23 protein-coding genes and 3 tRNA genes are annotated in these 25,606 nt (G+C 38.9%); 10 read left to right on the top strand and 16 right to left on the bottom strand.

Going from position 1 to position 25,606, the window contains the following annotated elements; translation table 11 throughout:
* The first annotated feature begins 33 nt into the window (after window positions 1-33).
* From edd to hcpC, 3 genes are all read left to right on the top strand, one after another.
* A complete protein-coding gene (edd, locus tag EAL44_RS05610; RefSeq protein ID WP_121075662.1) occupies window positions 34-1,860 on the top strand; it encodes a phosphogluconate dehydratase in 1,827 nt (608 codons plus the stop codon).
* Window positions 1,861-1,878: 18 nt separating this feature from the next.
* Complete coding sequence (locus EAL44_RS05605) at window positions 1,879-2,505, top strand: bifunctional 4-hydroxy-2-oxoglutarate aldolase/2-dehydro-3-deoxy-phosphogluconate aldolase (RefSeq protein WP_121075659.1); 627 nt, start codon at window positions 1,879-1,881, stop codon at window positions 2,503-2,505.
* A 69-nt stretch (window positions 2,506-2,574) separates the two neighbouring features.
* On the top strand, window positions 2,575-3,447 hold the full coding sequence (gene hcpC / locus EAL44_RS05600; RefSeq protein ID WP_121075656.1) for a Sel1-like repeat protein HcpC: 873 nt from the start codon (window positions 2,575-2,577) through the stop codon (window positions 3,445-3,447).
* Between the two features lie 218 nt (window positions 3,448-3,665).
* Here hcpC and EAL44_RS05595 read toward each other — a convergent pair whose 3' ends face one another.
* The 4 genes from EAL44_RS05595 to EAL44_RS05580 all read right to left on the bottom strand — a co-directional run bounded on the left by EAL44_RS05595 (window position 3,666) and on the right by EAL44_RS05580 (window position 6,573).
* Entirely contained in the window at window positions 3,666-4,418 is a 753-nt protein-coding gene (locus EAL44_RS05595; protein ID WP_121075653.1) for an SDR family oxidoreductase, read from the bottom strand.
* A 17-nt stretch (window positions 4,419-4,435) separates the two neighbouring features.
* Entirely contained in the window at window positions 4,436-5,971 is a 1,536-nt protein-coding gene (locus EAL44_RS05590) for a hypothetical protein (protein WP_121075650.1), read from the bottom strand.
* Between the two features lie 432 nt (window positions 5,972-6,403).
* Window positions 6,404-6,479, bottom strand: a tRNA-Ala gene (locus EAL44_RS05585).
* Between the two features lie 17 nt (window positions 6,480-6,496).
* Window positions 6,497-6,573, bottom strand: a tRNA-Ile gene (locus tag EAL44_RS05580).
* A gap of 113 nt (window positions 6,574-6,686) precedes the next feature.
* Between EAL44_RS05580 and galE the strand changes: the two genes are divergently transcribed.
* A complete protein-coding gene (galE, locus tag EAL44_RS05575) occupies window positions 6,687-7,721 on the top strand; it encodes a UDP-glucose 4-epimerase GalE (RefSeq protein WP_121075647.1) in 1,035 nt (344 codons plus the stop codon).
* Here galE and truA read toward each other — a convergent pair.
* The 4 genes from truA to EAL44_RS05555 are packed head-to-tail and all read right to left on the bottom strand — an operon-like array spanning window position 7,715 to window position 11,156.
* Complete coding sequence (gene truA, locus EAL44_RS05570; RefSeq protein ID WP_121075644.1) at window positions 7,715-8,443, bottom strand: tRNA pseudouridine(38-40) synthase TruA; 729 nt, start codon at window positions 8,441-8,443, stop codon at window positions 7,715-7,717. The two genes, galE and truA, sit on opposite strands and share 7 nt — an antisense overlap.
* Entirely contained in the window at window positions 8,444-9,481 is a 1,038-nt protein-coding gene (locus tag EAL44_RS05565; RefSeq protein WP_033757045.1) for an LptF/LptG family permease, read from the bottom strand.
* 10 nt (window positions 9,482-9,491) lie between these two features.
* Window positions 9,492-10,121 carry a protein-L-isoaspartate O-methyltransferase gene (gene pcm / locus EAL44_RS05560; RefSeq protein ID WP_121075641.1) on the bottom strand — a complete coding sequence of 210 codons (630 nt, stop codon included), beginning with the start codon at window positions 10,119-10,121 and terminating at the stop codon, window positions 9,492-9,494.
* Between the two features lie 9 nt (window positions 10,122-10,130).
* Window positions 10,131-11,156: a ribonucleotide-diphosphate reductase subunit beta gene (locus tag EAL44_RS05555; protein WP_000453980.1), complete on the bottom strand. Its 1,026-nt coding sequence runs from the start codon at window positions 11,154-11,156 to the stop codon at window positions 10,131-10,133.
* 200 nt (window positions 11,157-11,356) lie between these two features.
* On the opposite strand from EAL44_RS05555, the gene EAL44_RS05550 reads away from it, so the two are divergent.
* A tRNA-Leu gene (locus EAL44_RS05550) sits at window positions 11,357-11,441 on the top strand.
* 25 nt (window positions 11,442-11,466) lie between these two features.
* Here EAL44_RS05550 and pseC read toward each other — a convergent pair.
* The 6 genes from pseC to accB all read right to left on the bottom strand — a co-directional run bounded on the left by pseC (window position 11,467) and on the right by accB (window position 16,762).
* Window positions 11,467-12,603: a UDP-4-amino-4,6-dideoxy-N-acetyl-beta-L-altrosamine transaminase gene (gene pseC / locus EAL44_RS05545; protein ID WP_121075638.1), complete on the bottom strand. Its 1,137-nt coding sequence runs from the start codon at window positions 12,601-12,603 to the stop codon at window positions 11,467-11,469.
* Window positions 12,600-13,199, bottom strand: coding sequence for a Laminin subunit alpha-2 precursor (locus EAL44_RS05540; RefSeq protein WP_121075635.1), 600 nt, complete (start codon window positions 13,197-13,199; stop codon window positions 12,600-12,602). Before EAL44_RS05540 ends, pseC begins: the two co-directional genes overlap by 4 nt.
* A gap of 92 nt (window positions 13,200-13,291) precedes the next feature.
* Complete coding sequence (locus EAL44_RS05535) at window positions 13,292-13,840, bottom strand: restriction endonuclease (RefSeq protein WP_121075632.1); 549 nt, start codon at window positions 13,838-13,840, stop codon at window positions 13,292-13,294.
* Window positions 13,840-14,802, bottom strand: coding sequence for an SAM-dependent methyltransferase (locus EAL44_RS05530; RefSeq protein ID WP_121075629.1), 963 nt, complete (start codon window positions 14,800-14,802; stop codon window positions 13,840-13,842). Before EAL44_RS05530 ends, EAL44_RS05535 begins: the two co-directional genes overlap by 1 nt.
* A gap of 92 nt (window positions 14,803-14,894) precedes the next feature.
* Entirely contained in the window at window positions 14,895-16,262 is a 1,368-nt protein-coding gene (locus EAL44_RS05525) for an acetyl-CoA carboxylase biotin carboxylase subunit (RefSeq protein ID WP_079337901.1), read from the bottom strand.
* A gap of 14 nt (window positions 16,263-16,276) precedes the next feature.
* Window positions 16,277-16,762, bottom strand: a complete 486-nt coding sequence (gene accB, locus EAL44_RS05520; protein ID WP_121075626.1) for an acetyl-CoA carboxylase biotin carboxyl carrier protein — start codon at window positions 16,760-16,762, stop codon at window positions 16,277-16,279.
* Window positions 16,763-16,888: 126 nt separating this feature from the next.
* On the opposite strand from accB, the gene dcd reads away from it, so the two are divergent.
* Together dcd and EAL44_RS05510 are read left to right on the top strand one after the other, a co-directional pair.
* Entirely contained in the window at window positions 16,889-17,455 is a 567-nt protein-coding gene (gene dcd / locus EAL44_RS05515) for a dCTP deaminase (protein WP_000523105.1), read from the top strand.
* A 223-nt stretch (window positions 17,456-17,678) separates the two neighbouring features.
* Window positions 17,679-19,778 (top strand): porin family protein, encoded by a 2,100-nt coding sequence (locus EAL44_RS05510; protein WP_121075623.1) that lies wholly within the window; start codon window positions 17,679-17,681, stop codon window positions 19,776-19,778.
* 92 nt (window positions 19,779-19,870) lie between these two features.
* Here the strand turns inward: EAL44_RS05510 and EAL44_RS05505 are convergent, their stop codons facing one another.
* Both EAL44_RS05505 and EAL44_RS05500 read right to left on the bottom strand, forming a co-directional pair.
* Complete coding sequence (locus EAL44_RS05505; protein WP_121075620.1) at window positions 19,871-20,551, bottom strand: 16S rRNA (uracil(1498)-N(3))-methyltransferase; 681 nt, start codon at window positions 20,549-20,551, stop codon at window positions 19,871-19,873.
* Entirely contained in the window at window positions 20,552-20,983 is a 432-nt protein-coding gene (locus EAL44_RS05500) for a hypothetical protein (RefSeq protein ID WP_121075617.1), read from the bottom strand.
* A gap of 55 nt (window positions 20,984-21,038) precedes the next feature.
* Between EAL44_RS05500 and hemH the strand changes: the two genes are divergently transcribed.
* The 3 genes from hemH to EAL44_RS05485 all read left to right on the top strand — a co-directional run bounded on the left by hemH (window position 21,039) and on the right by EAL44_RS05485 (window position 25,605).
* Window positions 21,039-22,046, top strand: a complete 1,008-nt coding sequence (gene hemH, locus EAL44_RS05495; protein WP_121075614.1) for a ferrochelatase — start codon at window positions 21,039-21,041, stop codon at window positions 22,044-22,046.
* Window positions 22,047-22,119: 73 nt separating this feature from the next.
* Window positions 22,120-22,785, top strand: coding sequence for a SoxW family protein (locus EAL44_RS05490; RefSeq protein WP_121075611.1), 666 nt, complete (start codon window positions 22,120-22,122; stop codon window positions 22,783-22,785).
* A gap of 9 nt (window positions 22,786-22,794) precedes the next feature.
* Window positions 22,795-25,605 (top strand): cytochrome c biogenesis protein, encoded by a 2,811-nt coding sequence (locus EAL44_RS05485; protein WP_121075608.1) that lies wholly within the window; start codon window positions 22,795-22,797, stop codon window positions 25,603-25,605.
* The last annotated feature ends 1 nt before the right edge of the window (window position 25,606 follow it).

Here is a 25,606-nt window from a genome sequence, read left to right as displayed (position 1 = left end):
ATTATATATTAAATCTTAATTGAAGGGGTGTTCATGCCTAAGCATTCTTTAGAACAAATCAAAGAAAAAATTACAGAGCGTAGCAAAAAAACCAGAGAGCTTTATTTAGAAAATATCTTTAACCCTAAAAACCAGCCCAAGATTGAGAGCTTGGGTTGCGCGAATATCGCCCATGTTACTGCGAGCATGCCAGAGCATTTAAAAATGCCTTTAGGTTCGCATAAAAGAAAGCATTTTGCGATTATCACCGCTTATAACGACATGCTTTCAGCCCACCAACCTTTTAAAAATTACCCTGATTTGATTAAAAAAGAGTTGCAAGAGCATAACGCTTATGCGAGCGTCGCTAGTGGCGTGCCAGCGATGTGTGATGGTATCACGCAGGGTTATGAGGGAATGGAATTGAGCTTGTTCAGTAGAGATGTGATCGCCTTAAGCACCGCCGTAGGGTTAAGCCATAATGTTTTTGACGGGGCGTTTTTTTTGGGCGTGTGCGATAAAATCGTGCCAGGCTTGCTTATAGGAGCGTTAAGTTTTGGGAATTTAGCGGGCGTGTTTGTGCCAAGCGGGCCTATGGTGAGCGGGATAGAAAATTATAAAAAAGCCAAAGCGCGCCAAGATTTTGCAATGGGAAAAATCAACAGAGAAGAGCTTTTAAAAGTGGAAATGCAAAGCTATCATGATGTGGGCACTTGCACTTTTTATGGCACGGCTAATTCCAATCAAATGATGATGGAATTTATGGGGTTGCATGTGGCTAATTCTAGCTTTATCAACCCTAACAACCCCTTACGAAAGGTTTTAGTAGAAGAGAGCGCTAAAAGATTAGCGAGCGGGAAAGTCCTGCCTTTAGCCAAACTCATTGATGAAAAAAGCATTCTTAACGCGCTTATAGGCTTAATGGCAACCGGAGGTTCTACTAACCACACTTTACATTTGATCGCTATCGCTAGATCTTGTGGGGTGATCCTCAATTGGGACGATTTTGACGCAGTTTCTAACCTCATACCCCTTTTAGCTAAAGTCTATCCTAACGGATCAGCCGATGTGAACGCTTTTGAAGCGTGTGGGGGCTTAGCGTTTGTGATCAAGGAATTGTTAAAAGAGGGGCTTTTATTTGAAGACACTCATACCATTATGGATACAGAAACGCAAAAAGGCATGCAAAATTACACCAAAACCCCCTTTTTAGAAAACGACCACTTGGTGTATAAAGACGCCATCAATCATAGCCTGAATACGGATATTTTACGCCCTGTTAGTGAGCCTTTTGCCGCTAATGGGGGGCTTAAAATTTTAAAGGGTAATTTAGGGCGGGCCGTGATTAAAATTTCAGCCATTAAAGATGAGCACAGGAAAGTTAAGGCTAGAGCGATTGTTTTTAAAACCCAAAGCGAATTTTTAGAACGCTTTAAAAATAAAGAATTAGAAAGGGACTTTGTGGCGGTCTTGCCTTTCCAAGGGCCTAAATCTAATGGCATGCCAGAATTGCACAAACTCACCACGAATTTAGGGGCTTTGCAGGATATGGGCTATAAGGTTGCACTCGTTACGGATGGGCGCATGAGCGGGGCGAGCGGGAAAGTGCCTAGCGCGATCCATTTAAGCCCTGAGGGAGCGTTGAATGGGGCGATCATTAAGATTAAAGACGGCGATTGGATAGAATTAGACGCTCCTAATAACGCTTTGAATGTGCTTGAAAAGGATTTTGAAAATAGAGGTATCAACCCCTTGTTTTTAGAAACCTTAGAAAATTTAGAAAAGCCTACTTTTGGGCTGGGTAGGGAATTGTTTACGAGTTTAAGATTGAATGTTAATAGCGCTGAAGAGGGCGGCATGAGTTTTGGCATAAAGGTATAAAAATATAAAGGAGATAAAATGCAAGATAAAATAATAGAGGTTTTACAAATCAGCCCCATTGTCCCTGTGGTAGTAATTGAGAATATAAAAGACGCTGTGCCTTTAGCGCAAAGCCTGATAGAGGGGGGTATTCCAATCATAGAAGTTACTTTGCGCTCCAGTTGCGCTTTAGAGGCCATAGAGCTTATCGCTAAGAATGTGCCAAAAATGCGTGTGGGCGCTGGCACGATTTTAAATCTTACTCAATTAGAGCAAGCGCAAAATAGGGGGGCTGAGTTTTTGATTAGCCCGGGTCTTACGCCTAGCCTTTTAGAACACGCAAAGAAAAAAGACATGCCTTTAATACCCGGGGTTTCTAGCAGCAGTGAAGTCATGCAAGCTTTAGAGTTGGGCTATAGTGCTTTAAAATTTTTCCCGGCAGAGTATTGTGGGGGCGTTAAACTTTTAAACGCTTTTAACGGCCCTTTTAAAGGGGTGAAATTTTGCCCCACCGGGGGGATTAGCGCAGATAACATGCGTTCTTATTTGAATTTAGAAAATGTTTTGTGCGTGGGGGGGAGTTGGCTTACCCCTAAAGATTTAATCCAAAACAAAGAGTGGGATAAGATCACAGAAATTTGTAAGAGGGCGTTAGCTTTAAGATAACAAAGAGATCATGGCATTTTGTATTTGCTTAATAACACTATAATAAAATTTTTAATAAGGAGATACATCATGTTAGAAAATGTCAAAAAGTCCTTTTTTAGGGTTTTGTGCTTGGGTGCGTTGTGTTTAGGGGGGTTAATGGCAGAGCAAGACCCTAAAGAGCTTGTGGGTTTGGGGGCAAAGAGCTACAAAGAGAAAGATTTCACTCAAGCGAAGAAATATTTTGAAAAAGCGTGCGATCTGAAAGAAAATAGCGGGTGTTTTAATTTGGGGGTGCTTTATTATCAAGGGCAGGGGGTAGAAAAGAATTTGAAAAAAGCCGCCTCCTTTTACGCTAAGGCTTGCGATTTAAATTACAGCAATGGGTGTCATTTGCTAGGGAATTTATATTATAGCGGGCAAGGCGTGTCCCAAAACACCAATAAAGCCCTACAATACTATTCTAAAGCGTGCGATTTGAAATACGCTGAAGGGTGTGCGAGCTTAGGGGGGATCTATCATGATGGTAAAGTGGTAACTAGGGATTTTAAAAAAGCGGTGGAATATTTCACTAAAGCGTGCGATTTAAACGATGGAGATGGTTGCACGATATTAGGGAGCTTGTATGATGCAGGCAGAGGCACGCCTAAAGATTTGAAAAAAGCGCTCGCTTCGTATGATAAAGCTTGCGGACTAAAAGACAGCCCAGGGTGCTTTAACGCAGGGAATATGTATCATCATGGCGAAGGTGCAACGAAGAATTTTAAAGAGGCTCTCGCTCGTTATTCTAAAGCATGCGAGATGCAAAATGGCGGAGGGTGTTTCAATTTAGGGGCTATGCAATACAATGGCGAAGGCGTAACAAGGAATGAAAAGCAAGCCATAGAAAACTTTAAAAAGGGCTGTAAATTAGGCGCTAAAGGGGCATGCGATATTCTCAAGCAGCTCAAAATCAAAGTTTAGTTTGAATAAGGCTTGATCAAGTGGCTTTAAAAGGCGGTTTTTTTGGAGGGTTAGGGGGATTTAGGGGAGGATTGTTTCAAAATACTTCCTATTCTTTTAAGATAATGAGCTTAAAATAAAGCAACCAAAATCCCTTTTTTTGAAAATTAAAGAGCTGTCAAAGTTTAAAAAAGGCTTATAAATATTTAACTAAAACAAAGCCTTTATTTTAAAACCCCTTAAGGGTTTTTATGGGTGGGTAGGGGAGCGAAAGTTTGGCTTGTGGGCATGATTTCTATGCGGTTGATATTGACATGCAAGGGTTGTTCATAAATCCATAGCACGATGTTAGCAATATCTTGTGGTTTAAGATAAAGGGTGTTTTCATAGACGGATTGGGCTTTGATTTTATCGCCCTTAAAACGCACCATGCTGAATTCTGTTTCGCCGCACAAACCGGGTTCAACATTACTCACTCTAATGTTAGTGCCAGCCAAATCCGCTCGCAAATTTAAAGAAAATTGCTTCACAAACGCCTTGCTCGCTCCATAGACATTCCCGCCAGGATAGGGGTAAGTGCCAGCGATAGAGCCAAGATTGATGATAGTCCCTTGGTCATGCTCTATCATAGAGGGCAAGATCAAACGAGTGAGATGCAACAACCCCTTGATATTCGTGTCTATCATGATTTCCCAGTCGTCTAACTCGCATTCATAAGCCTTGTTCAAGCCTAGCGCTAAGCCGGCGTTATTGATTAAAGCGTCAATGCGATCCGTCATGGAGAAAATAGCCTCTAGCGCTCGCTTCATTTCAAGCTTGTTTTGAATATCAAAACACAGGGGAATGAAACGCTTGGGATAAGCGAGTTGCAATTTTTGTAAATTCTCTTTGCGCCTCCCTGTGCCAAAAACCACATGGTTTTTTTGTAAAAACGCTTTAGCGATTTCTAGCCCAAACCCTGAAGTCGCCCCGCTAACTAAAATGTGCGCCATTTCTATCCTTTAAAATTTTAAAAAAGCCCCTTAAGCCCTTTTTCAAGCTTTTCTTTGAGCTTATCATCTTTAAATAAATGATCTAAACCTTTTTTAAGGGTGTCGTTTTTTATGATTTCTTTCAAGCCTTGTTGCAGGTTTTGTTGGATGGCTTTCTCGTTTAAAATGAGGGAAAATTTTGGCTGGTGCATGTTGCCTTGAAGTTTCATTTTAAAAATGAATTTTAAGATTTCCGCATCCATGAGCATGTCCATTTGATTGGTGCTTAAATCCAACAAGCCGTTATGGATTTTCAATTGGGTTTTGGGGCTTTTTAAACTCAAATCAGAGAGCAGGCGTTGCTGGTTGATTTGGCTTATTAGATTGGCATCGTTATAAATTTCTTTAGTAATATCAAATTTAGAAATGGAGTAGAGGAAATCGCTGAATGCATTTTTGAGGAATCTTGCGTTTTTCAGGCGGGCTTTCAATACGCCTTGCTTAGCACTAAGGTCATAATCCAAGTTAGCGTCTGCAATGGATTGGAAAAATTTAGGGTAATTAAATAAATCTAAGGCCTTTAAAGTGGAAATATTGGAAAAACGAGCCTTCAAATTTTTATTTAAAAGCGTGAAATCTAGCGCACCGTCTAGTAAATTTGAATGGCCGCTGATTTTTAAAAGTTTAGGGCTTTGCTCTATATCGCCTTTTAAAGTCAAGCTCCCTTTTAAGGGGTGGTTGATCATGTTTTGGAGCTTGGCTAAATTGGGGATTTCTAAAGTGTAGGGGGCGTTGAGTTTTAAAACAGAGAAAAGATATTCGCTTTTTAGGGCTGTGAAATTAACTAAAGGGCTAGTTAGGGTGGTATCGCTGATGGCTTTGTTTCCTTTAAAATCGCTTGAGTGCGAGAGGTTGAAGATAAGCGTGTCTTTAAGGTTTAAATGAAAAATTTGATTGATTAGAGCGTTGTTGATTAAAGCGTTATTAGCTGTTAGGATCAAATGCCCTTCTAAAGGCTTTAGAGAGTTAAAATCCGCTCGTAAGGACACTCTTGCGTTCGCATAAGCGGGGCGGTTGATTAAATAAAGCAAATCTTCTAAATTGGCGTCTTGTGCGTTCAAGCTTAAATGAGAAAGCTTGAAATCATCTAAAAGGGCGTTGTAGGCAGTGTGGGATTGAGCCACATTGGAGACGCCTTGAATCACAAGGGCTTTTCTATGCCCTTTAATGTTCCCAGAAGTAACAATAGCCCCCCTTAAAGGGTAGGGTATCAAATCCTTAAAAGAGTGTAAATTTTTAATATCTATATGGTAATTCAAATTTACGCTTTGCTTTAAAAACGAGAAATCCCCCTTAAGAATGAGCGTGGAATCATCGTTGGCTTGAGCTTCAAAATCTAAAGAGTTGAATCTCAATTTAAAGGTTTTAACGCTCAAATAACGCTCGTTCGGGTTGATTTTTTTCTCTATATACGAAGCGATGATTTTATTCCCCCATTCTGTGAAAAGGATAAGATAGGTTGTTAAAAGGCCGATTAAAAGAAGCGCGAGTAGGGTATAAAGAAGTTTTTTCATGTTGGTTTGTCCTTGGAGCAAATTGAATAGAATATATTAGCTTGTTTTGTAAGGGTTTCTAACATTTTTTCCACGCTCTGACGAAAGGCTTGAATTGAGCCAATAAAGAAAGAATGAAGCGCTCAAAACCCACAATTTAGTAACAACACGCTTACAATCATTGAAAAACTCAAAACCCTAAAATTTTAAGCCCCCTAGAACAAATATAAGCCAATAAAGCCGCCAAAGACAGAAAGCGAAAGATTATCAAAGCAAAAGAGATTTTGCGCCATTTAAAGAACAAAGCAAACAAAAAATCTCAATCCAACACAATCTTCCATCAAGGAACTTTGAATTAAAAGACTTGCGGCGTTAAACAAGGACGATCCAATCGTTTAGGATTTCTCAACCAAGACACGATTGATAAAAAGAAAAAATTTAAGGAGAAAACAATGGTGGAGAATAGCGGGATCGAACCGCTGACCTCCTGCGTGCAAAGCAGGCGCTCTCCCAGCTGAGCTAATTCCCCAAAGATTGTAAAAGAAATGGTGGGCTTAGGAGGAGTTGAACCTCCGACCTCACCCTTATCAGGGGTGCGCTCTAACCACCTGAGCTATAAGCCCTTAAAGTCAATAAAGATGAAATTATAGATTAAATTTTCTTAAGAAATCCTTAAATGATAAATGGGATTAAGATGTTATAATAGTTGTTATTTTTTCATTTTAAAAGGGGTTTTATGGCATTATTATTCACAGGAGCGTGCGGGTATATAGGCTCGCATACCGCAAGGGCGTTTTTAGAAAAAACCAAAGAAAACATCATTATTGTAGATGACTTAAGCACCGGTTTTTTAGAGCATATCAAAGCGTTAGAGCGTTACTACCCTAATAGGGTTGTGTTTATTCAAGCGAATTTGAATGAAACGCACAAATTAGACGCCTTTTTGAATAAGCAACAGCTAAAAGATCCCATTGAAGCCATTTTGCACTTTGGGGCTAAAATCTCAGTAGAAGAATCCACGCGTTTGCCTTTAGAATACTACACCAACAACACGCTCAACACTTTAGAGCTTGTCAAAATTTGCTTAAAACATGCAATCAAGCGTTTTATTTTTTCTTCTACGGCCGTGGTTTATGGCGAATCTAGTTCAAGCTTGAATGAAGAAAGCCCCTTAAACCCCATTAATCCTTATGGAGCGTCTAAAATGATGAGCGAAAGGATTTTGTTAGACACTTCTAAAATAGCGGATTTTAAATGCGTTATTTTACGCTATTTCAATGTGGCTGGGGCATGCATGCACAATGATTATACCACGCCCTACACTTTAGGGCAGCGCACGCTCAACGCCACGCATTTAATCAAAATCGCATGCGAATGCGCGGTGGGGAAAAGGAAAAAAATGGGGATTTTTGGCACTAACTACCCCACTAGAGATGGCACTTGCATTAGGGATTATATCCATGTAGATGATTTGGCTAACGCGCATTTAGCGAGCTATCAAACCCTTTTAGAAAAAAATAAGAGCGAGATTTATAATGTCGGCTACAATCAAGGCCATAGCGTGAAAGAAGTGATAGAAAAGGTTAAAGAAATCTCAAACAACGATTTTTTAGTGGAAATTTTAGACAAACGACAGGGCGATCCAGCAAGCCTTATTGCTAATAATTCTAAAATCTTACAAAGCACCCCTTTCAAACCCCTTTATGACAACCTAGACACCATTATCAAAAGCGCTCTAGATTGGGAAGAACACCTTTTAAGATTTCAATAATACACCCTGTGCAAATACAAGCCATTAGCCATTATGGGCGTTCTTATAGTGGCTTTAATGTTATGGATTTGCATTTCAATTTCAGCGAGCGTGATTTTTTCTAAGGAGTATTGAACGCATGCTTGAATGATCAAACGCACGCTGGAGCGTAAAAACGCATCGCCAATGATTTTAAACACCACGCACTCATGCCCCATGATAAAGGTTTTATAAGCAAAAGCGTTAAAAATGATGCGATTAGGATTGGTTGCCGCTCCGCCCTCTTTTTTAAACATGGAAAAATCATGCTTGCCTGTGAATTGCTTTAAAGCGGTATTTAATAAATCTAGTGAGCCATAATCCCCACAAGCGATATAAGGCGCTAAAAAAGGCGTTTTTAAATTCTTCGTCAAAAGGTAACGATACGCTCTTTTTTGAGCGTCAAAACGCGCATGAAAGTTTTTTTCTTCTAGTTTTTTTAAGACAATATGCGGAGCGAGTTTGGGGGCTAGATAATAAAATAATTTATCAGCGCTCCAGTGTTTTGGAGCGTGAAAAGACAGCGTTTGGTTGTTCGCATGCACGCCTTTATCTGTGCGCCCAGCCGCAACCACGACGCTTTTAATCCCTAGCAAATTGAGAGCGCTTTCAATTTTATCTTGCACGCCGAGTTTGTTGGGCTGTTTGGCATAGCCTGAAAAATACGCCCCATCATAAGCGATAGTAGCCTTAAAACAACGCATTTAATAACGCTTTAAAATGAATTTTCTAAACAACAAATAAGAGCCAAACGCCCAAATAAAGGGGAAGAAAAAGGTCATCAAAAACAAATCCGTAGAAATCACATGCACCATTAAAAAATAAACCCCAACCGCTCCAAGGACATAGAAATAACTCCAATTCGTTTTGAATCGTGGGTTGGCGATGCCAAATAAGGGGATTAAAAACACGCTCGCTAAAGGGAATAAGGAAACTAAAATCGCTTGAGAAAAACGGCGTTTTTGATTTTTATTAGCGTTTTTACCAAAGGCTTTCTTCCAATAGCCTAAATAATCCGTGCCTTGCAAATAAGCCGCATCATTAGAATTGAAAGACTTGAGCTTGTTGCGCAAATGCAATTCTTCAAAATCAACTTTACGCATTTTATCGCCTTGAGTGAAATACGCATGGCCGCTGTATAAATTCAATTCAAACACGCCGTTTTTATTGTTGATATTGCCTTTTTGGGCCAAAATGAAGCTTTCTTGAGAGAGGCTTTTATTAGAAAAAAGCACTAAATTATCATAGGAATTGTTCTCAGCCTTATCAACATACACGAGCCAATCGCCTAATTTTTGCCCGAATTCACCGGCTCTGATGTTAATATCAATCTTGTCTTTTTTTTGACGCAAAAACCCATAATAAGCGCTTTTAGAAGTGGGGATTAAAATAAGCGAAAACACCAATAAAATCGCGCTCACTAACAGACTTAAAGGCACAAACGCTTTAGTCATTGTTTTAGGCGAAACCCCTAAAGAGAAAAACACTAACAATTCATGGTCATAGCTAAGCCTTGAAAGCCCCAAAGCGCAAGCCGCAAAAAAAGTGATCGGCAAAATAAAAAAGATAGTTCCTGGTAAGGAATACAAAAAGAGTTGCACCAGATCCAAAAAGCTCACTTTAATCACGAGCGTTACGCTTGCGATACTGATTAATAGCACGATAGAAGAGATGAAAAACAGCACTAAAAAGAAAGAGAAAAAGACTTGCGAAACCGCCATGAAAAGATAGTGTTTAATCATGCCTTAATCTTTATTGCACCCCATCTACAACAGGCACAAACGAGCATTTTTCTAACACTTTTTGGACGTGCAAAGCGTTATTTTGCTTCACAAAGCGTTTGATCACTTGCTCGTTGTTTTCTTGAATGGGCGCAACTAATATCCCGCCTTCTTCAAGCTGATCAATAAGCACTTGGGGGATATTTTTAGCGCAAGCAGAGAACAAAATCCTATCATAGGGGGCGTATTGATCCCAGCCCTTGTTCCCATCAGCGAATTTAACATGAACGTTGTCTAAACCGAGAGTTTTAAGGCGCAAACGCGCTTCTAAATACAGGCTTTCAATCCTTTCAACGCTAAAAACGCGCCTGAAAATTTGAGACAAAACCGCCGCTTGATAGCCGCTCCCGCAGCCAATTTCTAGCACGCTATCCACATGATCAATTTCTAAATATTGCGTCATTTTGGCCACGGTTAGGGGCGAAGAAATGTATTGTTGCGCTTGCATAGAAAGCGCGTTTAAAGTGTAGGCAAAGTGTTTAAAGGGGGCTGGCACAAAAACCTCCCTTTCAATGTTCTCCATAGCCTTTCTCACTTTGGGGTGCAAATGAAAACGCTTGTGGATTTCTTCACACATCAAATGGTTTTTGATACTATTCAAACAAGCCCCTTAAAAATCATCAAAACTCACGCTCCCTTTAGCGTAATTGCTCACCCTAGCTTCAAAGAAATTAGAGCGTTGCTCATTGAAACTTGAAAAGCTCTCTACCCATTTAATGGGGTGTTGGACGCCATAAACTTTAGCGATACCCACCTTACTCAAACGGCTATCCGCTAAAAACTGGATGTATTGCTCAATCAAGCTTGAAGTGAGCCCTAAAATCTTGCCTTGCGTGATATAATCCCCCCACGAGGCTTCAATTTCTACCGCTTTTTTAAACATTTCTATGACTTCATTAATCAATTTTGGCGTGAATAGATCCGCTCTTTCATTCCTTAAAGCGTTGATCATGTTTTGGAATAAAATCAAATGCGTTACCTCATCTCTTTGGATAAAACGAATCATTTGCGCTGAGCCTAGCATTTTACCGCTCCTAGCCAAAGTGTAAAAATAGCTAAATCCGCTATAAAAATAAATCCCCTCTAAAATTTGGTTCGCAAAAAGTGCTTTGAGAATGTTTTCTTCTGTGGGGTTTTTGGCTAATTCCATATACACTTGCGCGATATAGTCGTTCTTGCTTTTTAATTGCATATCGTTACGCCACATATCATAAATTTCTTCAGTATTCGCGCTTATGCTTTCCACCATCACCGCATACGCATGGCTGTGTAAGGCTTCTTCATAAGCTTGACGCACCAAGCACAAATTGATTTCAGGACTGGTGATAAAGGGATTGACATTGTCAATTAAATTGTTGGTTTGCAAGCTGTCCATAAAAATGAGTTGCGCTAAAGCTCTGTCATAGCCGATCTTTTCTTCTGCGCTTAATTTCAAATAATCTCTTTTGTCATCGTTCATGCTCACTTCTTCAGCAAACCAAGTGTTAGCGAGCATCGTTTTCCACAAATGATCCGCCCATTGATACTTGATTTTATTCAAATCAAACATGCTTGTAGGATTGCCCCCAAAAATCTTTCTTTCATTCACACTTTCTGTAGAATCGGGGTTGTAAATTTTCTTGCGTGAAACTTCCATTGTGTTCCTTAATTTCCTTAAAACTATCTCAATGATATAGTCTCGTTAGAATACCTTAAAAGAATTTAAAACCCCCTAAAAGCCAGAAAAAACTCCAAATTTTAAAAAACTTCAATTTTTCAGTATTTTTAAAGGATTAAACAGCTAAAATACTGCTTCTTTATTTTCTACTCTTATGTGCATGCGATGGCGTGCGGTGTGCGGAAGTGGCGAAATTGGTAGACGCACTAGACTTAGGATCTAGCGCCGCAAGGCATGAAGGTTCGATTCCTTTCTTCCGCACCATTCTTAGTGATTAAGATTTGAAGCCCTAAATGGAACTTATTCTATTAAAACTCTCAAAAGTTTTTAAAACGCCATGAGCGATGTTTTGAACGCTTTCTAAATTTAAATTCGCATGACAAGGTAAGGAAATTTCAGCACGATAAAAATCCTCCGCGCTTTTTAATGGGGCTGTATTGAAGAGCTGTTGATACAATTGGTATTGGTAAATGGGCTTGTAATGCACTTGGGCTAAAATGCCACGCTTGTGTAAATTTTCTAAAATGGATCTTTTAAATGTAAAAAATTTTTGATCCATTAAAATAGGATAAAGGTGGTTAGAGCTTTGGCGTTTTAACAAGGGGTGTAAAGGGGTGAAATAAGGGTTATCTTTAAAAATCCCATCATAAACTAGAGCGACTTCTTCTCTTTTTTGCCTTAAAAAGGGGGCTTTTTTAAGTTGGCTCAAACCCAAAGCGCTTTGGATTTCATTCAAGCGGAAGTTATGCCCTATGCTTTTGACTTCGCCTTCAAAAAAATCTTTTTTGAGCATGCCATGAGAGCGAAACGATTTCATTTTTTCATACAATTCGCTATTATTAGTAACGACCGCTCCCCCCTCAGCCGTAGTGATAGGCTTAATAGCATGGAAACTAAACACGCTCGCTAACGCAAAGCCTCCTACTTTTTTGTTTTGATATTCGCTCCCTAGAGCATGCGAACTGTCAGAAAGAAAACTCAAAGAATGCTTTTTGCAAAGCTTTTGAATGCTTTCTATTTCTACGCTTTTACCGGCATAATCCACGCTCACTATGGCTTTGGTTTTTTTAGTAATGAGCTTTTCTAGGGCCAATTCATCTATATTGCCATCGTTTTTGACTTCAGCAAACACGGGTCTATAACCACTCTCTAAGAGCATGTTAGCCGTCGCTACAAAGCTTATGGGGGTGGTGATGATTTCATTACAATCAGCGTTAAATCCGCTAAAATTCCTATAAAGCGTTAAAAGGGCTGAAGTCGCGCTGTTAAACACTAACGCATGCTTGACGCCCAAAAACTCGCACAAAGCTTCTTCAAACAAAAGAGAGCGTTTGCCTTGCGTGAGCTGTTTGGAATTTAAAACCTCTAAAACAGCCTTTTTATCTTCTTCATCTAAACAAGGCTCGCTATAAGCAAACTCTTTCAAGCGAGCAAGTCTTGCAAGCGAGATGGGGTGATCTTGCTTGTGTCATGGACATCTTGGAATTTTTGAGCGTTCAGTCTTGTTTTATCCAAGGTGTTGTATTCCTTGTTTAAATGATTCGTTTCAGCGAGCTGTTTTTTCCATTGGTGCAAAGAATTTTGAATGTTTTCTTTCTCACTTTCTAATGATTTTGAAAATTTTTCCAAAGCTTTCGTGTCATCAATGTCAATATTGCCAGGGAGTTTCAAGCTATCGTTGCCTGATTTTTGGTTGAAAGAATCAATCGCTTTGTCCAAACGGCTTTTGAAATGCTCAAAATCGCTTCGATCCTTTTCATTATTATGAGCGTAAGCTTTAGAAATCCCCACCAATTCCTTAGCGTCTTTATCCATGCCTTTTAAGCTTTTAAGGCGGCTTTCTAAATCCCCTATGGCTAGGTTATCCTGCTTGGCCTGTTTGGCTAATTTGATTTTTTCATCATTCTCTGAAAGATTTTGAATTTCTTTATTTTCTTCTTTTCTTGCGTGCGGACTAACCCTTTGGGTGTGGTAATCCCTCATCATCAAAGACGGGTTATAATGATTTGAAATCTTAGACATCCTATCCTCCACTTCATTTTATTTCTTAAAGATAAGACAAGCAAACTTTATTCCTAAAAACATTTTAATCCACTCAATTCTATCTAAAAATATTAATCTAACTCTAAAATTCTCTCTAATTCTTTGATGAGGTTTGCAATTTCTTTCAGTTCTTTAAGATTGAGGGTGAGCTTATAATTGACTTGATTATCAGGATTCATTGGCACCAATTGCTTTTTAAGTTCATTTTGTTTCATAAAGTATTTTCTTTCTTTATGAATGTAGTTGATTTCATCTTTTTTAAAAATTCTATAAAGCAATTGGTCTTCGCACACTCCTAAGCAAATCAAAAAATCATAGTTATATCGTGGGTTTATGCCATTGAATTGAAAAGTGTTGTTGGTTCTGCCTTTTCGCGCTGTTTTGACCTCAAAAGACACACCGCTTTTTGTCATAACATCGTATTCATCATGAATAATGCCATCATTGATCACTCCATCTATAGCGTTAAGCACGCTTTTTAAAAACTCTTCGCCAATCTGCCCTATAGCGTTGGCTTCAAAATCTCTAATTTTTGAAAAAATAGCGTTGTAATCTTGCCCTAAATTCAATTCTTTATGTTTTTTTTCAATAATTTTTAAAAAAGTTTGTTCTAAATCCATCAATTATCCTTTAAACTATCCAAATGATCATGTAGGGCTTGAAAAATATGACTTTTGCCTAAATGATAGCAAGAATTAGTCGCTAAACTTGCGTATTTTGTCCAATCAATTTCTTTGAATAGTTTTTTTAATTTAGCGTTTAAAACCTTGTCAGCGCTAGTGAATACCACAGCAATACCAGATTGATACTTAACTTCCTCAAAGTTCTCTACAATTTGTGTGCTTTTATAAAAAGTTGATGAAATGTAAAAAGACGCTTTTTGATTAAAAATCCACTCTTTACCGCATTCTCTGTTTTTAGCCAATGAAACCGTGAAAACCTTGATATATTCGCCAAAGGGTTCTTTGTGGCGATTCTTATACCAAGAAAATTCACTTTTTTTATTTTGATACTTTTTGCTCCAAATTTGAAACACACAATGCACATCCACTTCTTTATTTTTAAAGTCTATAAACGCATTTTTTTCTAAGCGTTCGCTATAAAGCAGATTCAAACCTTTCACACGATATTTAATAGAACCTTTTCCTTGACTTTCAAAAAACATGGGCAAGATAAAACACACAAAATCACAATTTCTAGCATGGTTGATAAATTCTAATGCCATAACCCCACGATGCCCAAAAGGAGGGTTGCCCAAGCAAATCACTTTTTGATGTGTGGGCAATTTATAATTTAAAAAATCGCATTGAATAAATCCATCTCTTTTAGGTTCAATGTCTATACCAATGCGTCTATTTTTAGGGAATAAGTCATAAAACACCCCATCGCCTGCACTTGGCTCTAAAAAAATAAAGTCATCTAGATTTTCGTATTTTTTAATAATTTCACAAGCTTTTTGAAAGCATTTTAAAGCCACGCTAGGCTTAGTGAAATACTGATCTAGAACATTGCTAGAATTTTCTTTCATTTCATTGCCATTGACATAGCGTTTAGGGGTCATTTCTTTAAACAAGGTTTGCATGAAAAAACTTTACTATAAAACCATAAAATTTAATGCTGACTTTTTCTGATCGCTTAAAACCCTTAAACTATGCTTAAGAAAACCCTTAAAACTTAAAAATTTTCTTCTAAATACTTCGTGTGGATTTTTGCTTGCCTGAAATCCGCATTTTCAAGCATTTCAAGGTGGAAAGGAATGGTCGTTTTAATGCCTTCTACTTTAAATTCCTTTAAAGCCCTTTTCATCTTAGCGATCGCTCTTTCTCTGTTTTCACCCCACACAATGAGCTTGCCAATCATAGAATCATAGTGCGTAGGCACGACATAATTGGCATGCGCATGCGAATCAAGGCGCACATTCACCCCACCAGGAGCGATCCATTCGGTGATTTTGCCCGGGCTTGGGTAGAATTTTTTAGGATCTTCTGCCGTGATTCGGCATTCTATCGCATGCCCTTTGAGAGAAAAGCTTTCTTGCTTGGGCAATTTTTCGCCTTGAGCGATTTTAATCATCCATTCAATGAGGTTTAACCCGCTCACCATTTCGCTAATGGTGTGTTCCACTTGCAAACGAGTGTTCATCTCCATGAAATAAAAATCTTTCATGTTAGAATCAAGCAAAAATTCAAAAGTCCCAGCCCCCACATAGCCGATGTATTTAGCGGCCTTAATCGCTGTTTCTAGCAAACGCTTACGAACGCCTTCTTCTAAAACCACCGCCGGGGTTTCTTCTATGAGCTTTTGCTGGCGTCTTTGCACCGAGCAATCCCTTTCGCCCACATGAATGACATTGCCATGCTTATCGGCTAGAATTTGAACTTCAATGTGTTTAGGCTTGTTGATGAACTTTTCTAAATACACGCTCCCATCGCCAAACGCACTCAAAGCTTCCGTTTCTGCGGCTAGATAAAGGTTTTTAAGCTTGGATTTATCTTCTACGACGCGCATCCCTCTTCCGCCCCCACCAGCGGCCGCTTTAATGATGACAGGGTAGCCGATTTTATCAGCGATTTCTTCAGCTTCTTGATAGCTTTTAAGCAACCCTTCACTGCCCTCAATCACAGGCATGCCGGCTTCTTTCATCACGCTTTTGGCTTTGGATTTATCGCTCATTAAAGCCATGACTTTCGCGCTTGGGCCAATAAATTCCAAAGAATGGTGCGAGCAAATTTCTACAAAATTCTGGTTTTCACTCAAAAACCCATACCCGGGGAAAATCGCATCCGCTTCAAACAATTCCGCCGCACTAATAATGGCCGGGATATTCAAGTAACTCTCGCTGGATTTTGCCCCCCCTATACACACTTTTGCGTTAGCTGTATTGAGGTAGTGGGCGTCCTTGTCAGCAATAGAATAAATGGCTATGGATTCTTTACCCATTTCTTGAATGGTTTGGATCGCTCTTAAAGCGATCTCGCCTCTATTAGCGATCAAAATGCGTGAAAGCTCTTTTTTTTCTACCTTTTTATTTTCTTTATTCACTTTATTCATGGATTTTAAAGCTTTTCCACTTTGATGAGTTTCGTGCCGTATTCTACCGGTTGAGCGTCCCCCACTTCAACAGAAACCACCTTGCAAGGGTATTCCACTTCAATTTCATTCATGATTTTCATCGCTTCTACAATGCCCACGATTTGCCCTTTTTTAAGCGTATCGCCCGCTTTGACATAAGGCTCAGCCCCAGGGGAGGGCGCATGATAAAAAGTGCCTACCATAGGCGAAAGCACGAAATCTTCTTTTTTATCCACAATAGGGGTGCATACCATAGGCACAGGGGCTTGAGCGCTTGGCATGCTCGCTTCTACCATGATGGGGGTTGGAATGGGGGCTGAAGAATGAGCGGGATTTAGCGCGTTTTTATGTTTCGCGTAAGCGGATTCTTTATCCAAAACCAATTCAAAATGCTCTTGCTTTAATTTCAAATGCCCTAAATCAGAAGCTTTAAATTCTTTGATCAACTCTTCAATTTCAGAAAGGTTCATAACGATCTATTCCTTATTATTTTAAAATATGCCACAAACACATAATCTTAAAGCCATAAGCGTTTTTAGCAAAAAATTATTGTTATAATAACATAATTATTAACAAACTTTAAAGGCTTTGTGCGTATGGGATTGAAAGCGGATTCTTGGATTAAAAAAATGAGTTTAGAGCATGGCATGATTAGCCCTTTTTGCGAAAAGCAAGTCGGTAAGAATGTGATCAGCTATGGTTTGAGCAGTTATGGGTATGATATTAGAGTGGGGAGTGAGTTCATGCTCTTTGATAACAAAAACGCTTTAATTGACCCTAAAAACTTTGACCCTAACAACGCAACCAAAATTGATGCGAGTAAAGAGGGTTTTTTTATCTTGCCCGCTAACGCGTTCGCCCTAGCCCATACGATAGAGTATTTTAAAATGCCTAAAGACACTTTAGCGATTTGTTTAGGCAAAAGCACTTATGCCAGATGCGGGATTATTGTGAATGTTACGCCTTTTGAGCCGGAATTTGAAGGCTATATCACGATTGAAATTTCTAACACCACTAATTTACCCGCTAAAGTCTATGCCAATGAGGGGATTGCGCAAGTGGTGTTTTTACAAGGCGATGAAGTGTGCGAGCAAAGCTATAAAGACAGAGGCGGTAAGTATCAAGGGCAAGTGGGCATCACTTTGCCTAAAATTTTGAAATGACAAAAAATTAAAGTTGGAATAATCCAATTCCATCAAGCTTTTTAATCCCCCTATCCATTCCCATAACAATCAAGGTCTTTCTTTATCAGTGTTATTCGTTTTTTAATACAAACAATACCGCAATTTCTTAAAAATGTATTATAATACGAAACTTCAGTTTGATTGAGTTACAAACTCTTTGAGAGTAAAACGCTAAACCATTTAGGAAATTTAGGAAAATACCATGCTAAAACTCGTTAGCAGAACGATTTGTTTGTCCTTAATCGGTTTGTTCAATCCTTTAGAAGCCTTTCAAAAACACCAAAAAGACGGCTTTTTTATAGAAGCCGGGTTTGAAACTGGGTTATTAGAAGGAACGCAAACTAAAGAAGAAACAACAGCTCAAAACACCCAAAACACCCAAAAAATCTATGAAAACCCCCTAACCCACCCACAAATTAAAGAGCAACCCAAAGAACAAAACAAAAGCGATACAGCCACCCCCCAAAGCGCCTATGGAAAATACTACATACCCCAAAGCACTATTTTAAAAAACGCAACGGCTTTATTCACCACGGACAATATAGAAAAGGGCTTAACTTTTTATTCTCAAAGCCCTGTGTATGCGAATATGGTTAATGGGAGCGTAACCGTACAAAACTTTCTGCCTTATAATTTAAACAATGTTGAACTGAGTTTTAAAGACGCTCAAGGCAAGGTAGTCAATTTAGGCGTGATAGAGACTATCCCTAAAGATTCTCAAATCATTCTGCCTGCGAGCTTGTTTAATGATTCAGAATTTGAACAAGTTGATAGCTTTAATTACCAACAACTTCAAGCCACTGCCACACAATTTTCTGATGCTAACACGCAGAGTTTGTTTCAAAAACTCAGTCAAATCACAACCAATGTAACGATGAGTTATGAGAATGCCGATACCAACAATTTTAAAGGTAATTGCAATGATTGCGTGTCAGATTTCACCCCAAAAACCGCAGAAGAATTGACCAATTTAATGCTAGATATGATTGCGGTGTTTGACTCTAAATCGTGGGAAGAGGCCGTTTTAAACGCTCCTTTTGAGTTTTCTAACAGCCCATCAGAGTGTGGCTCTGACTTTCCTAAGTGCGTGAATCCTTTCAATAACGGGCGTGTCGCTCCCATCTATGAAAAATACGTGCTAACCCCACAATCCGTTATAGATGCGTTTAGAAGAACGATCAATCTTGAAGTGAATATCCTAAAATCAGGGTTTGTGGGGCTAGGGTATGAACTTGATGAGAATGATGGCAATCTAGGGATAGAAGCTTCTGCCTTAAATCCTGAAAAATTGTTTGGTAAAACCTTGAACAAAGTTGATATTGTGGAATTAAGAGATATTATCCATGAATTTAGCCACACTAAAGGCTATACGCATAACGGGAACATGACTTATCAAAGGGTGCGCTTGTGTCAAGAAAACGGCGGAGCCATACAAGAATGTGAGGGTGGGAAAGAAGAATTAATCAATGGAAAAGAAGAACTAAAATTTACAAACGGAAAAGAAGTGAAAGATCAGGATGGTTACACCTACAATGTATGCTCTTTTTATAAGGACAACCACCAAGCCTACACAGCGGGCAACTACCCCAATTCCATCTACACCAATTGCGCTCAAGTCCCTGCCGGGCTTATAGGGGTTACTACCGCTGTTTGGCAACAGCTCATCAATCAAAACGCCCTACCCATTAATTTCGCTAACTTGAGCAGTCAAGCCAACTACTTAGACGCCAGTTTGAACGCAAGAGCTTTCGCTAGCTCTGTGTTTAACGCATTCAATCAGAGTTTTTTAACTTCTAGCACCCAACAATCTTTTAGAAGCCCTATTTTAGGGGCCAATGTTAAAATAGGCTACCAACATTATTTCAATGACTACATCGGGTTAGCCTATTACGGCATCATCAAATACAACTACGCTCAAGCCAATAACGAAAAAATCCAGCAATTAAGCTATGGTGGGGGAATGGATGTGTTGTTTGATTTCATCACCACTTATACTAATAAAAAGCAAGGCAATCCAACTAAAAAAGTTTTTGCTTCCTCTTTTGGGGTGTTTGGGGGGTTAAGGGGATTATACAATAGCTACTATGTTTTCAACCAGGTCAAAGGAAGCGGTAATTTAGATATAGTTACTGGGTTTAATTACCGCTATAAGCATTCTAAATATTCCATAGGCATTAGCGTTCCTTTAATCCAAAGCGGTATTGAAATCGCTTCTAATAATGGCATCTATGCGAACTCTGTTGTTTTGAATGAAGGGGGCAGCCATTTTAAAGTGTTTTTTAATTATGGGTGGGTATTTTAGGGGTTAAAAATTGGCTTTAACTCAAACTTTTTAGCAAAAAATTAAGATCTTAAGTTTTTAAAATTTTATTTTTAAAACTTTTGCGATACCCCCTAAACTTGCGCGACACTCGCTACAAACACGCATGCGCTCTCAGATTTTAGCACCATATCTAACGGGATGCGATAAATTTCACGCTCTTTAAAATACCCTCTTTCTTGTTCGCTAAAGCCTCCTTCAGGCCCTATGATAACGCCATTTTCAAAATTCGCACTTGCGGGCAAGGTTTTGCCGTTAAAATCCAAAACGCTCGCTTTTGGGTAGGCGTTTAACACCTCTTTGGTGTTTGAAAACGCTTCCAATTCCATTAAAGCGCTGCGACCGCATTGCTCGCAAGAATTAATCAGAATCTTTTGAAAACGCTCTAATTTGGCGCTGTCTATTTTTTCATTACGCTGGCTAAAATCCGCATAAAATAGGCTTAATTTATTCACGCCTAATTGGTTAAGAAAGGGCAAAATTTTTTCAATGCTTTTGATTTCAATCACGCTTAAAATCAAATGCGTTTTTTTATTAGCCATAATCTCTAATGGTTGCGCGCCCACTAGCCTTAAAAGGGCGTGTTTTTTAGTGATTTCTGCATGCTCATAGGTGTATAAAAAGCCGTCTTTTAAATTCCTTAAATCCAAACGACTCGCGCTTTTGATACGCCTTGATCGGTATAAATGGGTATAACTCTCGCCTTCTATTTTTAAAATAGGCTCTTTGGCTAAAGGGTGGTAGACAAAACGCATTCAAAGGCCCATTAACACAACAATAAGAATCGTTTCTAAAAAATACAGGATTTTAGCCTTTTTAATATACGCTTCCATCCTTTCTTTTTTAGTGATAGCGAATTTCACGCTTTTATGGCGTTTGATTTCTGCTATCAGCATCAACAACAACCCCAAAAGCATGACAACAGCGCTAAAAGAAAATTCAAATTGCTGCATCGCCCAAATAAAAATCCCGCTCAAAAGAGCGATGCTTAAAAGAATATAAATCGCTGGCATGACAAGATAGATTTTTCGGTTCAATTGGATAAAATTCTTTTCTTTAAAAAGGGTGTAAAGATTGATTATAAAGGCTAGGGCAAGCAAAGCGGCAAAAAAGGCATGGACAAGCAAGGATTGAGCCATCACAGAAGAATCTTGTGTATTTAATGCTTGCAAACTCATCTCCAACATTAACTTCTTTCTAACGATTTATTTTTTATTAATCGTTTTATTTTAGCATGTGCTAATGAATTTGATCAATGAAAAGCTCAATAATTTAGAAAATAACGCCACAAAATCCCCTAAAGAAGCGGTTGTTCTTTTGAATATGGGAGGGCCTAACAGCCTTTATGAAGTAGGGGTGTTTTTAAAAAACATGTTTGATGACCCCTTTATCCTTACCATTAAAAATAATTTCATGCGTAAAATGGTGGGTAAAATGATCGTCAATAGCCGCATAGAAAAATCCAAAAAAATCTATGAAAAATTAGGAGGCAAATCCCCTTTAACGCCTATCACATTCGCCCTTACAGAGCGTTTGAACGAATTGGATCCTTCTCGCTTTTACACTTATGCGATGCGTTATACCCCCCCTTATGCGTCTATGGTGTTGCAAGATTTAGCCTTAAAAGAGGTAGAAAGCTTGGTGTTTTTTTCCATGTATCCTCAATATTCTAGCACCACCACGCTTTCTAGTTTCAATGACGCTTTTAACGCTCTCAAATCCTTAGAAACTTTCCGCCCCAAGGTGCGGGTAATAGAGCGCTTTTATGCTGATAAAAAGCTTAATGAAATCATTTTAAACACGATTTTAAGCACCCTAAACAACCACAAAAGCCAGGATTTTGTCTTAATCTTTTCCGTCCATGGATTACCTAAAAGCGTTATTGATGCCGGCGATACTTACCAGCAAGAATGCGAACACCATGTGAGTTTGTTAAAAGAGTTGATGCAACAAAAAAATATCTATTTTAAAGAGGTTTTACTCTCTTACCAATCCAAGCTAGGGCCTATGAAATGGCTAGAGCCAAGCACTGAAGAATTGATAGAAAAGCACCGCAAATCTAACATTATCATCTATCCTTTAGCTTTTACGATTGATAATTCTGAAACGATCTATGAATTAGACATGCAATACCGCTTGATGGCAGAGCGCTTGGCAATTAAGGAATATTTAGTTTGCCCATGCTTAAACGATTCCATAGAGTTTGCAAAATTTATCATTGAACGGGTTAAAAACCTCAAGGAAGAGTAAAATGCGCATAAAAAAGCGATTATTGTAGTAAGATACCTAGTTTTCAAACCCATTAAAAGATAAAGGTTATTGCATGTTTTCACTCTCTTATGTTTCCAAGAAATTTTTAAGCGTGTTGTTATTGATTTCGCTACTTTTAAGCGCTTGCAAATCCAACAATAAAGACAAGTTAGATGAAAATCTTTTAAGCTCTGGCTCTCAAAGCTCCAAAGAACTAAACGATGAGCGAGACAACATAGACAAAAAGAGTTACGCCGGTTTAGAAGATGTTTTTTTAGACAATAAGTCCATTAGCCCTAATGATAAATACATGCTTTTGGTTTTTGGGCGTAATGGTTGCTCCTATTGCGAAAGGTTTAAAAAAGATCTCAAGAATGTCAAAGAATTGCGCGACTACATTAAAGAGCATTTTAGTGCTTACTATGTCAATATCAGCTACTCCAAAGAGCATAATTTTAAAGTTGGCGATAAAAATAATGAAAAAGAAATCAAAATGTCTACAGAAGAATTAGAGCAAATTTATGCCGTCCAATCCACCCCTACGATTATTTTATCCGATAAAACCGGTAAAACCATCTATGAATTGCCCGGCTATATGCCTTCTACACAATTTTTAGCGGTGCTAGAATTTATCGGCGATGGGAAGTATCAAGACACGAAAAACGATGAGGATCTCACTAAAAAATTAAAGGCTTACATCAAGTATAAAACCAACCTTTCTAAAAGCAAGTCTAACTAGGAAAGTCTAATGAAGAATCTCAAAAGCCTGCTTTCTTTTTTGCTGGCTTCTTTTTGGGTCGCTATCCCTTTAATCGCCCTTTACGCCTTAGCGTGCGCGATAGCCACTTTTATAGAAAACGATTACGGCACGAGTGCGAGTAAGGCTATTGTGTATAACACCCCTTGGTTTAATTTCTTGCATGCGTATTTGTTGGTGGTTTTAATAGGCACATTCATTAAATCTAAAGCTTTGGAGCGCAAAAGGTATGCGAGCCTTTTTTTCCACAGCTCTTTGATTTTCATCATTTTAGGGGCAGCCATCACACGCTTTTTTGGCGTAGAAGGGCTTATGCATGTGCGAGAAAACAGCGCTCAAAGCTCTTTTGAAAGCGCGGACACTTATCTTAATATCACCCTAAACGACGAAAAAAAACTTTCTTTAAAAACGCCTTTAACCTTTTATTATTCCAAACGATTAAAACCCATTCATGCCACATTAGATCACAAGCCTTTGATTTTAGAACCCTTAGAGATTTACAAGCAAAACGCCATTAAAAAAGATGATGCTACCATTTTAGTGTTAAAGGCGACTTATAACGGCGTGAGTCGCAAATTCAACCTCATTAAAACCAACAGGAATGAAGGCGTAGAAGAAAGCGAGATGTTTAAAGACGATAAGCTCTCTTTAAGTTTTGGATCCGCTTACATTGAATTGCCTTTTCAAATCAAATTGAAGCGTTTTGAATTAGAGCGCTACGCTGGCTCTATGAGTCCTTCATCTTACGCTTCAGAAGTGGAAGTGTTGAAATTGGATAACACTTTAATCAAACCTTATAGGATTTTTATGAACCATGTTTTAGATTATGAAGGTTATCGCTTTTTCCAATCTTCTTATGACATGGATGAAAAAGGCACGATCCTTTCTGTCAATAAAGACCCGGGTAAAATCCCCACTTATTTAGGGTATGCGATGCTTATTTTGGGGGCTTTGTGGTTGCTTTTGGATAAAAACGGGCGTTTTTTAAAGCTTTCACGCTTTTTAAAATCCCAACAAGCCGCTAGTTTCTTGCTCGCTTTAATTCTAATCAGCCCTTTTACTTCTTCGTTCGCCAATGAAGGCCAAATTGACATGCATGGGGGCAAAAGCGCTAAAATTGAGCGACAAAAGATAGAAAATTCTACTAATAAAGAAGATTCTAAAAGCGCGATTTTAGAGCGTTTGAAACGTTTAAGAGAGTATTCCAAAGACCACTTAAAAGCCTTTCAAAGGCTTCAAGTCCAGGATTTTGACGGGCGTATCAAACCCCTTGATACCATTAGCATTGAATATGTCCATAAGATTTTAAGAAAAGATGATTTTCAAGGGCTAAACGCCATGCAGGTGCTTTTAGGGATCATGTTTTTCCCCAATGATTGGCGTAGCGTTAAGATGATTTACACTTCCAATAAAGCCTTAAGAAAGCTTATTGGCACGCCTTTAGACGAAAGCCGTATCGCTTTTAGAGATGCGTTTGATAGCCGTGGGTATAAATTAAAAAATCGGGTTGAAGAAGTCAATCAAAAATCTCCTAACGCGCGCAACGAGTTGGATAAAGATGTCTTAAAAGTAGATGAGCGCATCAACTTAGTTTATACGCTTTTTAGCGCTCAATTTTTACGCATTTTCCCTAACGATAAAACCACCGCTTGGCTCTCGCCCATTGAAGCGATCAACAGCCCCAATAAAGAAATTTCAAGCGTGGCACAAAATTTTTTAAAAAATATTTTTAGCGGGTTTGATGACGCTTTAAAAACCAATCAATGGGATAAAGTAGAAAAAACCCTAAAAGATTTAAACATTTACCAAAAAGAGCATGCCAAAAACCTCTATTTACCCTCTTCTAAAGTTGATTCTGAAATTTTTTTAAACCACACCAATTTTTTTAACAGCCTGACCTTGCCTTATATCCTTTTGGGGTCGTTGCTTTTTATCGTTGTGATCAGTTCTCTGGTTAAAAACACCCCTCCTAATATTTGGCTCACTAAAACCCTTTATATGGCTATCTTGCTTTGCGCGATCGCTCATTCTATCGGTCTCATTTTGCGTTGGTATGTGAGCGGGCATTCGCCTTGGAGCAACGCTTATGAGTCCATGCTTTATATCGCATGGGCTTCTGTTGTTGCAGGGTTTGTTTTACGCTCCAAACTCGCGCTATCGGCTTCTAGCTTTTTAGCCGGTATCGCGCTCTTTGTGGCTCATTTAGGCTTTATGGACCCTCAAATCGGCCATTTAGTGCCGGTATTAAAATCCTATTGGCTCAATATCCATGTCTCTGTCATTACCGCTAGTTATGGTTTTTTGGGCTTGTGTTTTGTGCTAGGGATTTTGAGTTTGGTTTTGTTTATCTTGCGCAAACAAGGGCGTTTCAATTTAGACAAAACCATCCTTTCCATTAGCGCTATCAATGAAATGAGCATGATTTTAGGCCTGTTCATGCTCACGGCCGGGAATTTCTTAGGCGGGGTGTGGGCGAATGAATCTTGGGGGCGCTATTGGGGGTGGGATCCTAAAGAAACCTGGGCGTTGATTTCTATTTGTGTCTATGCCTTGATCTTGCATTTGCGTTTTTTAGGCTCTCAAAATTGGCCCTTTATTTTAGCGAGCAGCAGCGTGCTAGGGTTTTATTCGGTTTTAATGACTTATTTTGGCGTGAATTACTACCTTTCTGGCTTGCACAGCTATGCCGCAGGCGATCCCTTGCCGATCCCTACTTTTTTATACTTTTTGGTAGCGATACCTTTCGTTCTCGTGATCTTGGCGTATTTCAAACGCCATTTGAGTTTGCCTAAATTGGTTTAAA

This window comes from Helicobacter pylori (genome assembly GCF_003637685.1).
GTDB classification, from domain to species: Bacteria; Campylobacterota; Campylobacteria; order Campylobacterales; family Helicobacteraceae; genus Helicobacter; species Helicobacter pylori_CJ.
This window is presented reverse-complemented; position numbering and strand designations above follow the sequence as displayed.